The sequence below is a fragment of the Sphingopyxis sp. genome (genome assembly GCF_035565275.1).
Lineage (GTDB): Bacteria > Pseudomonadota > Alphaproteobacteria > Sphingomonadales > Sphingomonadaceae > Sphingopyxis.
This window is the reverse complement of sequence record NZ_DATMST010000146.1, coordinates 1-17,632: the sequence shown is the minus strand read 5'-3', so window position 1 is coordinate 17,632 and position 17,632 is coordinate 1. Positions and strand designations below refer to the sequence as shown.

The following is a 17,632-nucleotide window of genomic DNA, read 5'->3' as shown; positions in this document are numbered from 1 at the left end:
TGGCGCGCCCGCCGCTCAGCGGTTCTTCCGCCCCTCGATCAGCCCGTCGACGAGACCGGGATCGGCGAGCGTCGATGTATCCCCCAGAGATCCGAAATCATTCTCGGCGATCTTTCGCAGGATACGCCGCATGATCTTGCCCGATCGCGTCTTGGGCAGGCCCGGGGTCAGATGGATATGGTCGGGCGTCGCGATCGGGCCGATCTCGGTGCGCACCTGCTGTTTCAGGGCTGCAGCGACCTCTTCGGTCGGATCGACACCGGCGTTCAATGTGACATAGGCGTAAATGCCCTGACCCTTGATGTCGTGCGGGAAGCCGACGACCGCGGCCTCGGCGACAAGGTCGTGGAGGACGAGCGCGCTTTCGACTTCGGCGGTGCCCATGCGATGGCCCGACACGTTGATGACATCGTCGACGCGCCCGGTGATCCGCCAATATCCGTCGGCGTCGCGGCGGCAGCCGTCCCCGGTGAAATATTTGCCCTTGTACGTCGAGAAATAGGTCTGAACGAAACGGTCATGATCGCCATAGATGGTGCGCGCCTGCCCCGGCCAGCTGTGCGTGATGCAGAGGTTGCCTTCTGACGCGCCGCCGGTCTGCTCGTCGACGAGCACGCTGCCCTCCGCATCGACGAGCTGGGGACGGACGCCGAAGAAGGGACGCCCCGCGCTGCCCGGCTGCATCGGGTGCGCACCGGGCAGGGTGGTGATCATGATCCCGCCCGTTTCGGTCTGCCACCAGGTATCGACGACCGGAACGCGGCCCTTGCCGACGACCTGATGGTACCAGCGCCACGCCTCGGGATTGATCGGTTCGCCGACGCTGCCAAGCAGGCGGATCGACGACAGGTCGTGGCGCGTCACATAATCGTCGCCCTCGCGCATCAGCGCGCGGATCGCAGTCGGTGCGGTGTAGAGAATGTTGACCTTGTGCTTGTCGACCACCTGCCAGAAGCGGTCGTGACCCGGATAATTGGGCACCCCTTCGAACATCAGCGTTGTCGCGCCGTTCTGTAAGGGACCGTAGACGACATAGCTGTGCCCCGTGACCCAGCCGATGTCGGCGCTGCACCAGAAAATTTCGCCGGGGCGATAGTCGAAACCGTAATGGAAAGTGCTCGCGGTCCAGACGCTGTAGCCGCCGACCGTGTGCAGCACGCCCTTGGGCTTACCGGTCGAACCCGAGGTATAGAGGATGAAGAGCGGATCCTCGGCACCCATCGGCTCGCACGGGCAGTCGGCATCGACGTCGGCCGACAGCGCGTCGTACCAGTGATCGCGGCCCTCCTTCATCGCGACGTCGCCGCCGGTGTGCGCGATGACGAGCACCGCCTTCACATCGACGCGTTCGAGCGCCTTGTCGACGTTGGCCTTGAGCGGCACGGTCTTGCCGCCGCGGAGGCCCTCGTCGGCGCAGATCACCCAGTCGCTGGCGCAATCCTCGATCCGGCCATGGATCGCTTCGGGCGAGAAACCACCGAAGACGACGCTGTGCACCGCGCCGATGCGCGCGCAGGCGAGCATCGCCACCGCGCCTTCGGGGATCATCGGCATGTAGATGGTGACGCGGTCGCCCTTTTTGACGCCCATTTTCTTCAGCGTGTTCGCGAAGCGGATGACGTCGGCGAGCAGCGCGGCATAGCTGATGTGGCGCGTCGCACCGTCGGGGGCGTCGGGTTCGAAAATGATCGCGATGCGGTCGCCATGTCCCGCGGCGACGTGGCGGTCGACGGCGTTGTGGCAAAGGTTGAGAATGCCATCCTCATACCATTTGATCTCGACAGGATCATACGACCAGCCCGCGATCGTGGTCGGCGGCTTGATCCAGTCGACGCGCTTCGCCTGTTCGGCCCAGAAGGCGTCGGGATCGTCGATGCTCTGTGCATAGAGCCGGTCGTAATCGGCTACGCTGCAATGCGTGTTCGCGGCGGCGTCGGCGGGGACCGGGACAAAAGGTTCGGAGGGGGGCAGTTCGGACACGGGCGACTCTCCCATTCGGGTTTGCATTGTTCGCCCGCTGCGATAACCCGCGAGCCACAAACTGCAAGGGCGCGCTGGCGCCGGTGAAGGGACATATGATGAGCGAATTGGGCCAGGAGATCGGACGCCTGCTTGACGGACTGGGCGTCGACCGTGCGCAGTGGGCCGAAGGATCGATGCCGTCGGTGACGCCGCTGACCGGCGAGCAAATCGGCATGGTGCAGGTCGTCGATCCAGCGGCGATCGACAGGACGCTCGACAGGGCAAGCGCGGCTTTCCGCGCGTGGCGCCACGTTCCCGCGCCGCGTCGCGGCGAACTGGTGCGGTTGTGGGGCGAGGAACTGCGCGCCGCGAAGGACGATCTTGCCAGGCTGGTGACGGTCGAAGCGGGCAAGATTCCGTCCGAAGGCGCGGGCGAGGTGCAGGAGATGATCGACATCTGCGATTTTGCGGTCGGGCTCTCGCGCCAGCTCTACGGCCTGACGATCGCGACCGAGCGGCCGGGGCACCGGATGATGGAGGTCTGGCATCCGCTGGGGCCTGTCGGAGTGATTTCGGCGTTCAACTTTCCCGTCGCGGTATGGGCATGGAATGCGGCAGTCGCGCTCGTGTGCGGCAACAGCGTCGTGTGGAAACCGTCGGAGAAGACGCCGCTGACGGCATTGGCGACGCAGGCGATTTTCGGGCGCGCAGTCGCGCGGTTCGGCGATGCGCCCGAGGGACTGGCGCAGTTGCTGATCGGCGGGCGCGACGCAGGCGAGGCGCTGGTCGACGACAGGCGGATCGCGCTGGTGTCGGCGACGGGGTCGACGCGCATGGGCCGCGCGGTGGCGCCGCGACTGGCACAGCGTTTCGCTCGCGCGATTCTCGAGCTCGGCGGCAACAATGGCGTGATCGTCGCGCCGTCGGCCGATCTCGATCTCGCGCTTCGCGGGGTTGCGTTCGGCGCGATGGGAACCGCGGGGCAGCGCTGCACGACGACGCGGCGCCTGTTCGTCCACGACAGCATCTACGACGGTTTCGTTGCGCGGCTGAAGGCGGCCTTTGCCAGCGTCGGCGTCGGCAATCCGATCGAAGGCGAGGTGCTTGTCGGGCCGCTGATCGACCGCGCGGCCTATGAGATGATGCAGGAAGCGCTGACCGCCGCGACGGCCGCAGGCGGTGTCGTGCACGGCGGTGAACGCGTCGGCGAGGGCGCGAGTTTTTACGTGAAGCCCGCGCTTGTCGAGATGCCGGGGCAGGTTGGGCCGGTGCTTGAAGAGACGTTCGCGCCGATCCTCTATGTGATGCGCTATTACGACCTCGATGCGGTGATCGCGCTGCACAACGACGTTGCGGCGGGGCTCTCGTCGGCGATCTTCACGACCGATATGCGCGAGGCCGAACGTTTTCTGGTCGCGAGCGATTGCGGCATCGCGAATGTCAATCTCGGCACGTCGGGCGCTGAAATCGGTGGCGCGTTCGGTGGCGAGAAGGAGACGGGCGGTGGCCGTGAGTCCGGGTCGGACAGCTGGAAAGCCTATATGCGGCGCGCGACGAATACGCTGAATTATTCGGATGCACTGCCTTTGGCGCAGGGGGTTTCGTTCGAGCTGTAATTGTGCCCCGGCGAAAGCCGGGGACCAGTGACGTCGACGCCATCGTCCCCGGCTTTCGCCGGGGCGCAGCTCAGGCCGCCTGCCAGCCGAAGCCTTCATCGAGCGCGACGATCCGCCCCTCGACGCCAACCGGCTCGTTCGTTCCGTCGGTCAGGAACGCCAGCATCGCTGCATCGCTGACATCGACATGCGCGAGCGTGCGCTTGCCCTCGGGCGTACGGGCCACAATGACGCCGTCCTTCGGACTGCCATCGCGGCCGTAGAACACCGTATAGCTTTCGATCGTCGCTACTCCGGCATAATCCTCGACCAGCGCGGGTACCGGGCCGCGCTTTGCTTCGGCCTCGGCCTGATAATCGAAATCCTGCGGGAAACTTGCGGCTGGGATCGGCTCGCGTCCCAGCACGATGCAATGATTGTCGGTCGCGAAGCCGCCATTGGCAAAAAGGAAGCCGTAGCGACCCTCCTTGCGCAGCTTCTCTGCCATCGAAACGACTGCATGGCTCATATAATTGGCGATCGGGCCGCCGCCGAAGGTCAGGCCGCCGAACACCGTCGCGGGGCGATCCCACGGCCAGCCGAGGATGCGGCGCGCCATCTTGGGCACGCAGGGAAAGCAGCTGTAAAGCTCGACGCAGTCGAAATCGTCGACACCCATCGCGTTCAATTCGAGCGTCCGTCTGATCGACGTTTCCATGCTGACGCTGCCGTCGTAGCGGTCGCGGTGAAGGATGCTCGCGGGTTCCTTTGCCGCGGCGCCCATGCCGACATAGATCAGGCGGTCTTCGGCAATGCCGCGGCGGCGGGCTTCGGCAAGGCTCGCGACAAGGAAGCCTGCGCCCTGGTTCACCGATGAATTGGCGACCATCAGCTTCGAATAGGGGAAGGCGATCGGGCGATTGCGCTCGTCGACATGGAGGATGTCTTCGGGCGACACAGGCTTGCGGATCCACGCGCCGTCGTTGGCGGCCGCAACCTCCGAAAAGCGTGACCAGATTTCGGCGCTTTCGAACTGCGCCTTGGCGAGGCTGTCGCCCCACGCCGCACGCGTTGCATTTTCGTAAAGCGGATAGACATCGACCGGCGCGGCGAGGCCGTGCTTCTGCGCGTAATCAGGTTCGCGCCGGGTCGCGACCTTGCGGATCGCGTTATAGCTTTTGTCCTCGCCGCTTGCGGCCTTGGCGGCGCGACCCGCAGCGGTACGGAGCGCTTCGGCTCCGACAATCGCGGCGAGCTTGACCTCACCCGCGCCGATGCGGTTCGCGGCTTCGTTGAGCAGGCGGATGGGCGTGTCGCCGTGCGGCGCGGCCGACTGATAATTGATTGCGGGCGTTGCCCCGATCGCGGCGGCAAGCGGTTCGGGCAGCTTGCCGAGGCTGTGGAAGCTGATCTGGTCGACAATGGCGAGACTGTCGATTTCGGCGAGCGGAACGCCGGCATCCTCCGCCGCGATCTTCAGCGCTGCGATCATCAGCCCGAGCGAATCGAGGCCCCGGTCGGGATCGTCGGGCCGGTCGTTGACCTGCCCGACGCCGATGATGACGGGAATGCGCTCGGGATCGGTCATCATGTCAGCGCGCCTTCCACTCGGGCTTGCGCTTCTGCGCGAAGGCAAGCGGCCCTTCGCGCGCATCCTCGCTGCGCATCAGCATCGACCGTTCGATCGTATTATGCTCCCAAAAGGCCGCGTCCGAGGCGATGCGTCCGTCCTGGATGCCGAGCGCGACGCGCTTCGACACCTGCACCGACAACGGGGCGTTGCCCGCGATCTTTTCGGCGAGCGCAAGCGCAGTCGGCATCAGGTCGGCGAGCGGGACGACATGATTGACGAGACCGAACTCGGCGGCGCGCGCGGCGGGGATCGGATCGCCCGTGAGCATATATTCCATCGCGAGCTTGCGTGGCAGCTGCTGCGCGAGGCGGAACGCGCCGCCCGCCGCCGCGAACAGCCCCACCTTGACCTCGGGCAGGCCGAACTGGGCATGATCGGCGGCGACGATGATGTCGCTCATCAGGGCGATTTCGCAGCCGCCGCCGAAAGCGAAGCCGTTGACCGCCGCGATGACCGGTTTCGAGATCGGGTGCGACACCATGCCGGCGAAGCCCCACGCTTGCTGGGCGGGGTCGTCGGGAGCGAGGCTCTCGCCCCGCGACAGCGCGACCAGGTCGGCGCCAGCGCAGAAGCTCCTGTCGCCCGCACCGGTGATCACGACGGCGCGGATTTCCGGATCGGCTTCCGCCTCCTCGAGCGCGGTGCCGATGCCGACATGAACCGCGGCGTTGACCGCGTTGCGCGCTTCGGGCCGGTTGATCGTGACGATCAGGATATGCCCACGGCGTTCGGTGAGGATGGTGGTGTCGGTCATCGCGAATCTCTCCGTTTCGGGGGAGTATCGCGGGTGGTTGACGTTTACGTCAACTGGAAAGCTGGAGGAATGGCCGTCGCCCCCGCGAAGGCGGGGGCCGCTATCGGCCTAGCGCAAGGTTGCCAGCGGCCCCGCCTTCGCGGGGGGCGACGGCGGAAGATCAGATCGATTGTCCGGTCTTCGCCCAGTCGGCGAGGAAGCCTTCGATGCCCTTTTCGGTCAGGATATGCTTGAACAGGCCCTTGATCACCGAGGGCGGCGCGGTCATCACGTCGGCACCGATCTTGGCGGCCTCGAGCACATGGATGCCGTGGCGGACGCTCGCGACGAGGATTTCGGTCTCATAGGCGTAATTGTTATAGATCAGCCGGATATCTTCGATCAGCTGCATGCCGTCGAAACCGTTGTCGTCGTGGCGGCCGACGAAGGGCGAGACGAAGGTCGCACCGGCCTTCGCGGCGAGCAACGCCTGCGCAGCCGAGAAGCAGAGGGTGACATTGACCATCGTGCCGTCGCTGGTCAACGCCTTGCAGGTCTTCAAACCGTCAATCGTCAGCGGCACCTTGATGCAGACGTTATCGGCGATCTTGCGGAGGATTTCGGCCTCCTTCATCATCGTTTCATGGTCGAGCGCGACGACCTCGGCCGACACCGGGCCGGCGGTCAGCGCGCAGATTTCCTTCGTCACTTCCTTGAAGTCGCGTCCCGACTTGGCGATCAGCGACGGATTGGTGGTGACCCCGTCGAGCAGGCCGGTCGCGGCGAGTTCCTGGATTTCGGCAATTTCGGCGGTGTCGGCGAAGAATTTCATGGTGCGGATAGTCCTTGTTCGGGCGAGCCCCTGTCGGGCCGGGCGATTCGTGGTTCCGCCTATAGCCCTCCCGTGGCCGAGGCCAAACAGGCTGGTGGATCGGCGCCTGTAATTGACTGGCGGGATGTCGATGTGCATGGAAATGGCGCGTCGTCGTCGGCGACAGCAAATCAACGCGCCGATCAGGGCACCGGATCGGCGTTGGAACGACAACAGGCGGGCGCTGCCGACAAACGGTGGACGCTATGCCATTTTTCGAACGACGCCACATTCTCGCCGGCAGCCTGACCCTGCCGCTCGCCGGCCTTTTGCCATCCGCTCAAGCGCGAGCGGCCGAATCGCGCGGCAGTTTTGAACATCGGCTTCGGCCGACGGTTCACACCGGGGCCGAACGCTGGACGCTTGCCGAACGGATGGCGCGTGGCGGTGTTGCGGGCGCCGCGATCGCGATCTTGCGCGACGGGCGGGTTCACAGCGCGACCGGTCACGGCGTCTGCGTCGCCGGGCGGGCCGCTCCCGTCGGACCCGATACGCTCTTTTCCGTGGGATCGGTCAGCAAGGTCGCGGCGGCAGCGCTCTGCCTGAAACTCGTTGCGCTGGGCCATCTGGACCTCGACCGGAATATCGAACGTTGGCTGAAGCGCTGGCGGGTTCCCGCGGGTCCGGCGGGTGACAGCACCGCCATCACCTTGCGGATGCTGCTGTCGCACACCGCGGGCTTCAACGTGCATGGCTTTCAGGACATCGCGCCCGATGCGCCGATGCCGACGCTGGTCCAGACCCTCGATGGCGCGGCACCGGCGCTGAACAAACCGCTGGAGCGAATCGATGCCGCCGGGACGCGGTCGCGCTATTCGGGCGGCGGCTACATGATCGTTCAGGCAGTGATCGAGGATGCACTCGGCGCGCCGTTCGGTTCGGCGGCGCGGCGCTATCTGTTTGCGCCGCTCGGTATGAAGCGAAGCCGGTTCGATGCCGCGCCGGCGGCCGATACGCCGGACATCGCCCACGCCCATGACCGCGACGGAAAACCCGTCGCGCTTCCCCGTGGATGGCAAAGCTTTCCCGAACTCGCCCCATCGGGACTTTGGACCTCCGCAAACGATCTGGGCCGTCTCGTTCTCGCGCTGGGGGCAAGCTACCGCGCGCCGGGCGGTTTTTTGCCGCAAGATCTGGCGGTCGATATGATGACGGCGGTGTCGCCGGGTTCTTTCGGTCCGGGACCGCGTCTCGCCGGCGAAGGGGTGGCGCGCATTTTCCATCACGCCGGAGCAAACGATAGCTACAAGGCCTATATCGAAGGCAATCTTGTCACCGGCGATGGCCTCGTCATTGTGACCAACGGTGCGAATGGCGACCTTCTGGGCGATGAAATCCGCAATGCAGTGTCGGACGCCTTCTCCTGGCCGGGCGACTGGTCGGTGCGGACCGCCCCGATTGCGACCGCCTCGATCAGTGACGGCTTTGTTGGCAGCTACAAGCGGCGGACGGATCAAAGCCTTCAACTCGCGGGCATTCTCGATACGGGCTTCAGCGCCGATCAGATCGAGATTGCCCGGTCCGCCGAAGGCGTGCGCATGATCGCCAAGGGTAAGGTGCGAAAGCTCGTGCCGGTGACGGGCAACCGGTTCGTCGTGCCTGACGCCTATATACCGGCGGGAACCCTGCAGCTGTCGTTCGATCGCGGCGCCGATCGTTCGGTGCGAAGCCTGACCGTTATCGGCGGAGGCGGGACTTTGCTTTTCGACAAAGTCCAGACCTGAAAGCACTGGCGTTCCATCTTTGTTCCGATTATGCGGCGAGGATGGCCAAAGCGAAGCGTCAATATGTCTGCCAGAACTGCGGCTCCGCCACTTACCGCTGGCAGGGGCAATGCGCCGATTGCGGCGAGTGGAACACGCTGGTCGAGGAAGCGGGTGAAACCGTCTTTTCGGCGAAGCACGACCTGAGCAAGGGCGGGCGCACGCTCGCGCTCGAAACGCTCGATGCCGAGAGCAAGATGCCCGAGCGGATGCTGTGCGGGATCGCCGAATTCGACCGCGCGCTGGGCGGTGGTTTCGTCGCGGGGTCGGCCACGCTGATCGGCGGCGACCCGGGGATCGGGAAGTCGACCTTGCTGTTGCAGGCGGCGGGACGGCTTGCGAAGGCCGGCAAGTCGGTCGTCTATATCAGCGGCGAAGAGGCGGCGGCGCAGGTGCGGCTGCGTGCACAGCGGCTCGGGCTTGGCAACGCACCCGTCGCGCTCGCAAGCGCGACATCGGTGCGCGACATCCTGGCGACGCTCGACGGCCGCGACGCCGATTTCGTGGTGATCGATTCGATCCAGACGATGCACAGCGACCTGATCGACAGCGCGCCGGGAACGGTAAGTCAGGTTCGCGCCAGCGCGCAGGAGCTGATCCGCTATGCCAAGGACAGCGATGCCGCGATCGTGCTTGTCGGGCATGTCACGAAGGACGGGACGATAGCAGGACCGCGCGTACTCGAGCATATGGTCGATACGGTGCTGGCGTTCGAAGGCGAGCGCAGCCACCAGTATCGCATCCTGCGCGCCGTGAAGAACCGCTTCGGCGGCACCGACGAGATCGGGGTATTCGCGATGGGCGAGGAGGGGCTGGGGGAAGTCAGCAACCCGTCTAGCCTGTTTCTGACCGATCGCAGCCGGGATGTTCCCGGCTCGGTTGTGTTCCCCGCGTTGGAGGGCACGCGCCCGGTGCTCGTCGAAGTGCAGGCGCTGACCGTGCGCCTCGCGAGCGGGGCGACGCCTCGCAGGGCCGTCGTCGGCTGGGACAGCGGGCGGCTCGCGATGGTGCTCGCGGTGCTTGAGGCACGCTGCGGGCTGCAGATGGGCGCGGCCGAAGTCTATCTCAACATCGCGGGCGGTTACCGGCTGACCGATCCCGCAGCCGACCTTGCGGTCGCCGCGGCGCTGATTTCTGCGTTCAGCGAGCGGCCGGTGCCCGCCGACGCAATCGTATTCGGCGAATTGTCGCTGTCGGGCGAGGTGCGGCAGGTTTCGCATGACGGGCTGCGGCTGCGCGAAGCGGCGAAGCTTGGTTTTTCGCGCGGCTGGGGCCCAAAGGGTATGAAGCCGGTCGGCGGGATTTCGGTCACCGGTTTCGGCCGCCTCGGCGAACTCGTTGACCTGATGCTCGGGCGCGACTAGCGACCGGCGAATGGGAAGTCTGACGGCTCTGGATATCATCGTGCTGGTGCTGGTTGGCGGCGGCGCGGTACTCGGTTTTTCGCGTGGCCTTGTGCAGGAGGTGACGACGCTGCTCGCGTGGATCCTGGCGATCGTGGCGGTGCGTTTCTTTCATCCCTTCGTTACCAACCTGCTCTCGGGCTGGGTCGGGACCGAGGGCGGCGCGGCGGTGCTCGCCTTCGTGCTGCTTTTCGGCGGCGTTTTCGCACTTGCCAAATGGGGGTCGCGCGCGATGGGGCAACGCAGTCGCGCCTCGCTTGTCGGCGGGTTCGACCGCGGGCTGGGCGCGGGATTCGGTGCGGTGAAGGGGCTGATGATTGCGTCGATCGGTTTCATGCTGGTGACGCTGCTTTACGACATCGGCTACGGCAACGCGCAGCGCCCCGCTTGGATGACCGAAAGCCGCTCGTATCCGGCGCTCAACGCGACGAGCGCGGCGATGAGCAAGGTGATCGCCGAACGCCGCGCCGAAGCGCGCACGGCGGGGGCTAAGGCCGACGAAGCCGAAGTTCGATGAGCGCGCCGCTTTACAACCGCGACATTCTGGCGCTGGCCGTCGCGACCGCCGAACATCTGCCAAACCCTGGCGCGCGTTACCATGCGAGCGCCCGGGCGCCGCTGTGCGGCAGCCGCATCATCCTCGACCTCGATACCGACGAGGGCGGTCGGGTGACGGCGATCGGCATGCATGTCGAGGCGTGCGCGCTGGGACAGGCGGCGGCGACGTTGCTGGCGCGGCATGCGCCCGGTCGCGAGATCGATGCGATTCGTGCGGTGCGCGATGCGATTGCCGGCTGGTTTGGCGGCACCGGCGACGTGCCCGACTGGCCGGGTTTCGACCTGCTTGCACCCGCGCGCGACTATCCGGCGCGCCACGGCGCGATCCTGTTGCCCTTCGATGCTGCGATCACCGCGCTCGAGGAACGGGGGGCGCGGGTATGACGCTGCTCGCGCTCGCCGCGGCGGGGGTCGAAGCTGTCGCCGAAACGACGACCGATGCGGTGCTGATCGAGGCGACGATCCTGCTCGGCGTCGCGACGCTGTTCGTGATGGTGTTCCGCCGACTCGGCCTCGGTGCCGTGCTGGGTTACCTGCTCGCCGGGGCACTCGTCGGCCCGCACGGCCTGGGACTCGTCGGTGGAGGCGAATCGAAGCTGGCCTTCGCCGAGATCGGCATCGCTTTCCTGCTCTTTCTCGTCGGGCTCGAACTCCATCCGCGCCGGCTCTGGGAACTCCGGCGCGCGATCTTCGGCCTTGGCCTCGCGCAGGTCGTGGTGACGGGGTTGATCCTGACCGGACTGATCCTCGTCACGCTGGGTTTCAGCTGGCAGGCGGCGTTGGCGCTTGGCCTGCCGCTCGCGCTGTCGTCGACCGCGCAGGTGCTGCCGGGCCTCAAAAGCTCGGGCCGCATCAACTCGCCCTTTGGCGAAAAGGCCTTTTCGATCCTGCTGTTCCAGGATCTCGCGATCGTACCGATGATAACCATCGTCGCCGCGCTGTCGCGTGCCCCCGCCAACCCCGACGCGCCGCCGGGATGGCAGACCGCCTTCTTCACCGTCTGGGCGATCGTCGTCCTCGTCCTTGTCGGGCGGTTCATCGTCAACCCGCTGTTGCGGATCGTCGGGCGCTATGGCGAGCGCGAACTGTTCGTCGTCGTCGGGCTGCTCGTCGTGCTCGCGAGCGCGGCGTTCATGCACAGCCTGCACCTGTCGACCGCGCTCGGCGCCTTCATCGCCGGCGTCATGCTCGCCGATTCGCCCTATCGACACGAGATCGAGGCCGACGTCGAACCGTTCCGTCTCGTGCTGCTCGGGCTGTTCTTCCTCGCCGTCGGTATGGTGCTCGATATCCAGGCGGTCCTCGCGCGGCCGTTGCTCGTCGCCGCGCTCGCGGCGGGACTCGTGGTGACCAAGCTTGCCGTGCTTACGATCCTCGTGCGCCTGTTCGGCAAGCCGTGGAAGATCGCGCTCGGGCTTGGTCTGCTCCTCAGTCAGGGCGGCGAATTCGGCTTCCTGCTGTTCACGCAGGCGACGCAGGCACAGTTGATCGCGCCCGAGGCGGCAAGCCTGTTCAGCGCGGTGGTGACGCTGTCCATGGTATCGACACCGTTCCTGATGCTGTTCGCGCGCAACCTCGAATTCGCGCCCGAAAGCGACGGGTCGGAATATGACGATCCCGAAAATGCGCCGCGCGGATCGGCGATCGTCGTCGGATATGGCCGGTTCGGGCAGATCGTCGCGCAGATGCTGACCGCGGTCGATTGTTCGGTGACGCTGATCGACAAGAAGCCGAGCCAGATCGAGGTATCGGGGCGCTTCGATACCAAAGTCTATTATGGTGACGGGCTGAAGGTCGACGTGCTGCGCCGGGCCGACGCCGAAGAGGCGCGGCTGATCATCTTCTGCACCGACGATCGCAGCGTCGATGCCGGGGTGCTGGCGCCGATCGTCAAGGCTTTTCCCGATGCGAAGATACTGACCCGCGTGTTCGACCGCCGCCAGCTGATGGCGATCGACGGAGCAGGGGTCGACGGTGCGGTGCGCGAGACGTTCGAAAGCTCGATCGCGCTGGGCATGATGGCGCTGAAGCAGATCGACGTCAGCGATCAGGAGATTGCCGATGTCGAGCTGGCGTTACGTCACCTCGACACCGAACGGCTGAATGCGCAGATCAGCGAAGGCGATCTGTCGGCCGGCATGGATCACCGTTTCGTGCCCGGCGGCGGGCGGCAGGCGGCGAGCATCCTCGAAAGGCTGCGCGAACGGCGACAGGCGGCGAAGCTGGCGCGCGAAGAGGCCGAACGCGAAGAAGCAGCAGGGAGCTAGCCGTTGCGCCACAACCATCGCGCCGAAGGACTCGCCGGGCTGTGAGCTTTGGGGCGGGGTAGGCGACAGTCGGCCTTGCGATAACATCATTCGCCGGTGGGCGTTCGTGATGCGCGTCAGCCAACGCGGATAGGCTCGACGGATCCCTTGGCCAAACGCCAAATGACGTCCTGCGGAACGGGCAAGCCGAGGGCGTCTTCCTTGCTCAGATCGAGATACGCTCCGCGAATGAGGCGGCCGATCAATCCATGGGAAACGGCAAGGACGATACCCTCCAGACTATCCAGCCATGGTTTCACGCGTGCCATGGCAGCATCGTAGCTTTCGCTGTCAGGTGATCGGAAGAACCAGTCGAACGGAGTCGTGTTGTCCAATCGCCCCGGCCACCGGGCGTCTATGTCTACATGTGTAAGGCCGTCCCACGAACCAACCGAAATCTCCGCAATTCGGGGCTCCCGCCGGGTCTCGGGAAAATCCCCGAAAGATTTTATGAGGGATGCGGTTTCGCGCACGCGCCCCAACGGACTTGCCACGAACCCGTCTATCTCCGCCGCGACCCCGGCAGGCCGCCGTCCTTATGCCTCTGCCTGCGCCACGCCCCTTTCGGTCAGTCGGGAATCGAGCTTGCCTTGGAATCGACGGCGGCGTTCCACTCGGTTTCGCCATGCCGAACCAGATAGATTTCTCTTTGCGACGGCACAGCCAAGAAACACCTCGATCTGGTTCCGAAACTCTACAAGGGCTGTCCTTCGGCCCGGCAGCCCTTCAATCTCAATAAGCCAGCGCGCATCCGTCGGCGCGCATCTCGCTTGCGGCGGCATAGACGCGGGTGTCGCCGTCCATGCGATGCTCGACGCATTGATAGCGTCCGAACCCGCCGTCGGGCTCGCCGATCGTCCAGCCGATATCGGCGAGCCGCCGCCGGCTTGCCTCGGGAACGCCGCTTTCGAGCCGCAGCAGGCCATTCGCGCCGAGATCAGGCGAATCTTCGCCCATCGTCTCCGACGATCCTTCATGATGCCAGCGCGGCGAATCGCCCGCTGCCTGGATTTCCAGCCCGTAATCGACGCTGTTGATGATGATCTGCGCCTGCCCCTGCGGCTGCATGTCGCCGCCCATCACGCCAAAGCTCATCCACGGCACATCGCCGCGCGCCGCGAAGCCCGGAATGATCGTCTGGAACGGCCGCTTGCCCGGCGCATAGATGTTGGGATGGCCGTCAGCCAGGCTGAACAACTGCCCGCGGTCCTGGAACATGAAGCCGAGCCCGTCGGCAACGAGCCCCGACCCCATGCCGCGGAAGTTCGACTGGATCATCGATACCATCATGCCGTCCTCGTCGGCGCAGCTGAAATAGGTCGTGTCGCCGCGGCTCGGCGCCTGTCCCGGATGGACCGGCGACAGCAGCCGGTCGGGGCGGATCAGCTTGGCGCGCTCGGCGGCATATTCCTTGGAAACCAGCCATTCGACCGGCACTTTGGCGAAGTGCGGATCGGCATAATAACGCGCGCGATCTTCGTAGGCGAGGCGCTTCGCCTCGGCCTGCAAATGGATCGACAGCGCCGACTGGAACCCCGCGCCCTGCAAGTCGAAATTTTCGAGGATGTTGAGCATCTGCAACGTCGCGATGCCCTGGGTGTTCGCGCCGAGCGCATAGACGTCGGTGCCGCGATATCCGGTCCTGTGCGGCTGGATCCATTCGGACTTGTGCGCAGCCAGATCCTCATAACGCAGCCAGCCGCCAATCCGCTTGAAATAGCTGTCGATCGTGCGCGCAATCTCGCCGGTATAAAAGGCGTCGCGTCCGCCCTCGGCGATCAGGCGGAAGGTGCGCGCGAGATCGGGGTTGCGGAACACCTGTCCCGCCGCCGGCCCCTTGCCGTCATTGACCCCGTAGGTCCGCATCGCATTGTCGATCTCCTCGATCCCGCGCCCCGGCTGGCGGAAGCCGGCGAGGCTGCGACGGATATAATAGGCGATCATGTCGGGCACCGGCGCGCCCGCCTCAGCATGGGCGATGACGGGTTCGAACAGCTCCTTCCATGGCAATTTCCCGTAGCGCTGGTGCATCGTCCACCAGCCGTCGACCGCGCCCGGCACCGACACGCTGATCGCGCCATAGGCGGGCAGCGTCCCGCCCTTCGCGAGGCTGCGAACCGTCGCGAGGTCGAGCCCGCGCGGGCTTTTTCCCGACCCGGCGAGGCCGGCGAGCTTCCTCGTCTTCGGGTCCCAGATCATCGCATAGACGTCGCCGCCGATGCCGTTCGCGGTCGGCTCGAGCAGCCCGAGGCACGCGTTGATCGCGATCGCCGCGTCGACCGCCGATCCGCCGCGCTTCAATATGTCGATCCCCGCCTGCGTCGCGAGCGGATGCGCGGTACCCGCGGCGCCGTGGAGACCATAGGCCGCGGTGCGCGACGCGAAGCTCGCCCCGACCGGCCGGTCGCCGCCCTGGACGTCGGGTCGCACGAACCGGTCTTCGCCCGCTTCCCACCGCGGCGATACATCCTTTGCCTTGGGTGCGGCCTTGAGCCCGCCGCCCTGGGCCGTTCCCGCCGTCGGCAACAGGGCGGCGGCGGGAACGGCGGCAAGGAGTGTACGACGATGCATGGGCTCAAATCCTCCTGAAAGAGAATGGTTTTGCGGGATGTGCCGCCGATAGCAAGATCGGATTTGATATACGATGCGGCTGGCGGCGACGGTCCGGAGACTCAGCGGTCCAGAAACGCCGCCACCGTATCGAGGCCATATTGATCGGTGACGAAGCTTTGCCCGATGCCGCGCGTCAGGATCAGCGGCAGCTTGCCGCCGCGCACCTTCTTGTCGTGCGCCATGTGCGCCGCCAGTGCCGCGCCGTCGCTGTTGACCCCCGCGCTGGCGAGGCTGTGCGGCAGGTCGACGCTGGCGAGGTGCGCGCGAACGCGTTCGGCGTCTTCGGGCGTGCAGAGGCCGTTCGCGGCCGAGAATTGATGTGCGAGCACCATGCCCGCCGCGACCGCCTCACCATGGAGCAGCCGGTCCGAATAGCCCGTCTCGGCCTCGAGCGCGTGGCCGAAGCTGTGGCCGAGGTTGAGCAGCGCGCGGATGTCCTGCGTCTCGCGCTCGTCGGCGGCGACGATGCGCGCTTTTGCCGATACGCTGTGCGCAATGGCATATGCGCGCGCCGCGCTGTCGCCCGCGAGGAGCGCCGCGCCATGGTCTTCGCACCATGCGAAGAAGGCGGCGTCGTCGATCAGCCCGTATTTGACGACTTCGGCATAGCCGGCGCCGAGTTCGCGGCGCGGCAGCGTCGCGAGCGTCGTCGGGTCGATGACCACCATCGCGGGCTGGTGAAAGGCGCCGATCAGGTTCTTGCCTGCGGGGACGTTGATCGCGGTCTTGCCGCCGACGCTGCTATCGACCTGCGCCAGCAGGGTGGTCGGGACCTGGATGAAATGACAGCCGCGCTTGACGACCGAGCACGCGAAACCGACGAGATCGCCGATGACGCCTCCGCCAAGGGCGATGACATGGTCGCTGCGTTCGACCCCTTCGCCGATCAGCCATTCGGTCAGGCGCGCGAGTCCCGCCCAGCTCTTGGTGCCTTCGCCGGGATCGAGCACGAAGGAGGAGAAGGAGATTCCCTCCCTGCCGAGCGACGCGCCGACGCGGTGCAGATAATGGTCGGCGACATGGGCATCGGTAACGATCATCGTGCGCGGACGCTTCAGCACCGGTGCGATATGGGTGCCGATGTCGCCGAGCAACCCGTCGGCAATCAGGATCGGGTAGCTGCGGGCCCCCAGTTCGACGGTCAGCTTTTCCATTGCGACAGAGCCTCCAGGATCGCGCGCACCGTATGATCGTGCGGCGTGCTCGCCGAACTGACGCGCAGGTGCGCCTCGGCATAGATGGGGTTGCGGACCGCCGCGAGTTCGCGCAGCACTTCGCCCGGGTCGCGGTCCTTCAGCAGCGGGCGGTGGCTGCGGCGGCCGACGCGCTCGACGAGCGTCGGGATATCGGCGTCGAGCCAGATCGAGAGACTGTCCTTCAGGATCAGTGCGCGCGTCTCTTCGTTGATGAAGGCGCCGCCGCCGGTTGCGAGCACCATCGGCCGGTCTGCCAGCAGCCGCGCGATGACGCGGCGTTCGCCGTCGCGGAAATGCGCCTCGCCGAAGCGCGAAAAAATGTCGGAGATCGTCATGCCCGCCGCGCGTTCGATCTCGTCGTCGGCGTCGGCGAACCGCATGCCGAGCCGCTGCGCAAGCCGGCGGCCGATCGTCGATTTCCCCGATCCCATCAACCCGACGAGCACGACCGTCCGGTCGCGGATCGACGCGGGGATGGCAGGAGCCGGGCTTTTCGGGTTTCGCGACATGGTGCGCGCGGCTATACCGTTCGCACCGCGCGGAACAATGGTTTTGCTCCGTACGCTATGAGACGAACGACAGGCATTGGATATTGCGCGCACGGGGCAGATCGGGAAAAGGCCGCTGGATTGCACGATTGATCGTGCTGGCTCTGGTGCTCGCGGCGTTTTTTCTGTTCCTGTTGTTTCTGGGCCGGCCGATCGAGCCGCGAATGATTGAGGTGGACGTGACCGACAAGATTGCCGAAAGCGCGACGCGATGAAGGTAAAGACGCTCTCGCTGACGCTGGGCCTGTCGGGCACCGCGCTCGCCGCCGCGCTGGTCCTGCCCGTGCTGGCACAGGAATCTCTGTTGCCCGAAGGTTTCGGCAACCCCGCCGAAACGCCCGCGCCGCGCCCGACGCCCGCGCCATCTTCAACCCAGGGATCAACCCCGACGCCGGCACCAGGTGCGACGACGAAGAACGGCACGGCCCCGCCGCCCGTCGCGCCGACCCTC

Annotated in this window: 15 protein-coding genes and 1 pseudogene; 8 read left to right on the top strand and 8 right to left on the bottom strand. The window is 66.0% G+C overall.

The window, feature by feature from the left end; genetic code table 11:
- Window positions 1-15 precede the first annotated feature (15 nt).
- Complete coding sequence (gene acs / locus VN047_RS10105; RefSeq protein ID WP_325542283.1) at window positions 16-1,980, bottom strand: acetate--CoA ligase; 1,965 nt, start codon at window positions 1,978-1,980, stop codon at window positions 16-18.
- 95 nt (window positions 1,981-2,075) lie between these two features.
- Here acs and VN047_RS10100 point away from each other — a divergent pair, with 95 nt between their 5' ends.
- Entirely contained in the window at window positions 2,076-3,578 is a 1,503-nt protein-coding gene (locus VN047_RS10100; RefSeq protein WP_414712694.1) for an aldehyde dehydrogenase family protein, read from the top strand.
- A gap of 70 nt (window positions 3,579-3,648) precedes the next feature.
- Here VN047_RS10100 and VN047_RS10095 read toward each other — a convergent pair whose 3' ends face one another.
- From VN047_RS10095 to fsa, 3 genes are all read right to left on the bottom strand, one after another.
- The gene (locus tag VN047_RS10095) at window positions 3,649-5,145 is read right to left on the bottom strand and encodes an acetyl-CoA acetyltransferase (protein WP_325542314.1); all 1,497 of its coding nucleotides are present in this window, start codon (window positions 5,143-5,145) and stop codon (window positions 3,649-3,651) included.
- 4 nt (window positions 5,146-5,149) lie between these two features.
- Window positions 5,150-5,944, bottom strand: a complete 795-nt coding sequence (locus VN047_RS10090; protein ID WP_325542279.1) for an enoyl-CoA hydratase-related protein — start codon at window positions 5,942-5,944, stop codon at window positions 5,150-5,152.
- Between the two features lie 160 nt (window positions 5,945-6,104).
- Window positions 6,105-6,755: a fructose-6-phosphate aldolase gene (gene fsa / locus VN047_RS10085; RefSeq protein WP_325542277.1), complete on the bottom strand. Its 651-nt coding sequence runs from the start codon at window positions 6,753-6,755 to the stop codon at window positions 6,105-6,107.
- Window positions 6,756-7,000: 245 nt separating this feature from the next.
- Between fsa and VN047_RS10080 the strand changes: the two genes are divergently transcribed.
- The 5 genes from VN047_RS10080 to VN047_RS10060 are packed head-to-tail and all read left to right on the top strand — an operon-like array spanning window position 7,001 to window position 12,785.
- A complete protein-coding gene (locus VN047_RS10080) occupies window positions 7,001-8,518 on the top strand; it encodes a serine hydrolase domain-containing protein (protein ID WP_325542275.1) in 1,518 nt (505 codons plus the stop codon).
- A gap of 41 nt (window positions 8,519-8,559) precedes the next feature.
- Entirely contained in the window at window positions 8,560-9,921 is a 1,362-nt protein-coding gene (gene radA, locus VN047_RS10075) for a DNA repair protein RadA (RefSeq protein ID WP_325542273.1), read from the top strand.
- Window positions 9,922-9,931: 10 nt separating this feature from the next.
- Entirely contained in the window at window positions 9,932-10,477 is a 546-nt protein-coding gene (locus VN047_RS10070; protein ID WP_325542272.1) for a CvpA family protein, read from the top strand.
- On the top strand, window positions 10,474-10,902 hold the full coding sequence (locus VN047_RS10065; RefSeq protein ID WP_325542270.1) for an iron-sulfur cluster assembly scaffold protein: 429 nt from the start codon (window positions 10,474-10,476) through the stop codon (window positions 10,900-10,902). The genes VN047_RS10070 and VN047_RS10065 overlap by 4 nt, the downstream gene beginning before the upstream one ends.
- On the top strand, window positions 10,899-12,785 hold the full coding sequence (locus VN047_RS10060) for a cation:proton antiporter (RefSeq protein WP_325542268.1): 1,887 nt from the start codon (window positions 10,899-10,901) through the stop codon (window positions 12,783-12,785). Before VN047_RS10065 ends, VN047_RS10060 begins: the two co-directional genes overlap by 4 nt.
- A gap of 116 nt (window positions 12,786-12,901) precedes the next feature.
- Here VN047_RS10060 and VN047_RS10055 read toward each other — a convergent pair whose 3' ends face one another.
- From VN047_RS10055 to VN047_RS10040, 4 genes are all read right to left on the bottom strand, one after another.
- Complete coding sequence (locus tag VN047_RS10055; protein WP_325542312.1) at window positions 12,902-13,297, bottom strand: histidine phosphatase family protein; 396 nt, start codon at window positions 13,295-13,297, stop codon at window positions 12,902-12,904.
- 259 nt (window positions 13,298-13,556) lie between these two features.
- Entirely contained in the window at window positions 13,557-15,395 is a 1,839-nt protein-coding gene (locus VN047_RS10050; protein WP_325542267.1) for a gamma-glutamyltransferase family protein, read from the bottom strand.
- 101 nt (window positions 15,396-15,496) lie between these two features.
- Window positions 15,497-16,591, bottom strand: coding sequence for a 3-dehydroquinate synthase (aroB, locus tag VN047_RS10045; RefSeq protein ID WP_325542265.1), 1,095 nt, complete (start codon window positions 16,589-16,591; stop codon window positions 15,497-15,499).
- The gene (locus tag VN047_RS10040) at window positions 16,579-17,142 is read right to left on the bottom strand and encodes a shikimate kinase (RefSeq protein ID WP_325542263.1); all 564 of its coding nucleotides are present in this window, start codon (window positions 17,140-17,142) and stop codon (window positions 16,579-16,581) included. The genes aroB and VN047_RS10040 overlap by 13 nt, the downstream gene beginning before the upstream one ends.
- Window positions 17,143-17,270: 128 nt before the next feature.
- Between VN047_RS10040 and VN047_RS10035 the strand changes: the two genes are divergently transcribed.
- Both VN047_RS10035 and VN047_RS10030 read left to right on the top strand, forming a co-directional pair.
- The gene (locus VN047_RS10035) at window positions 17,271-17,396 is read left to right on the top strand and encodes a hypothetical protein (RefSeq protein WP_325542261.1); all 126 of its coding nucleotides are present in this window, start codon (window positions 17,271-17,273) and stop codon (window positions 17,394-17,396) included.
- A pseudogene (locus VN047_RS10030) lies at window positions 17,393-17,632 on the top strand (hypothetical protein); the annotation flags it as partial. The gene VN047_RS10035 and the pseudogene VN047_RS10030, both read left to right, overlap by 4 nt.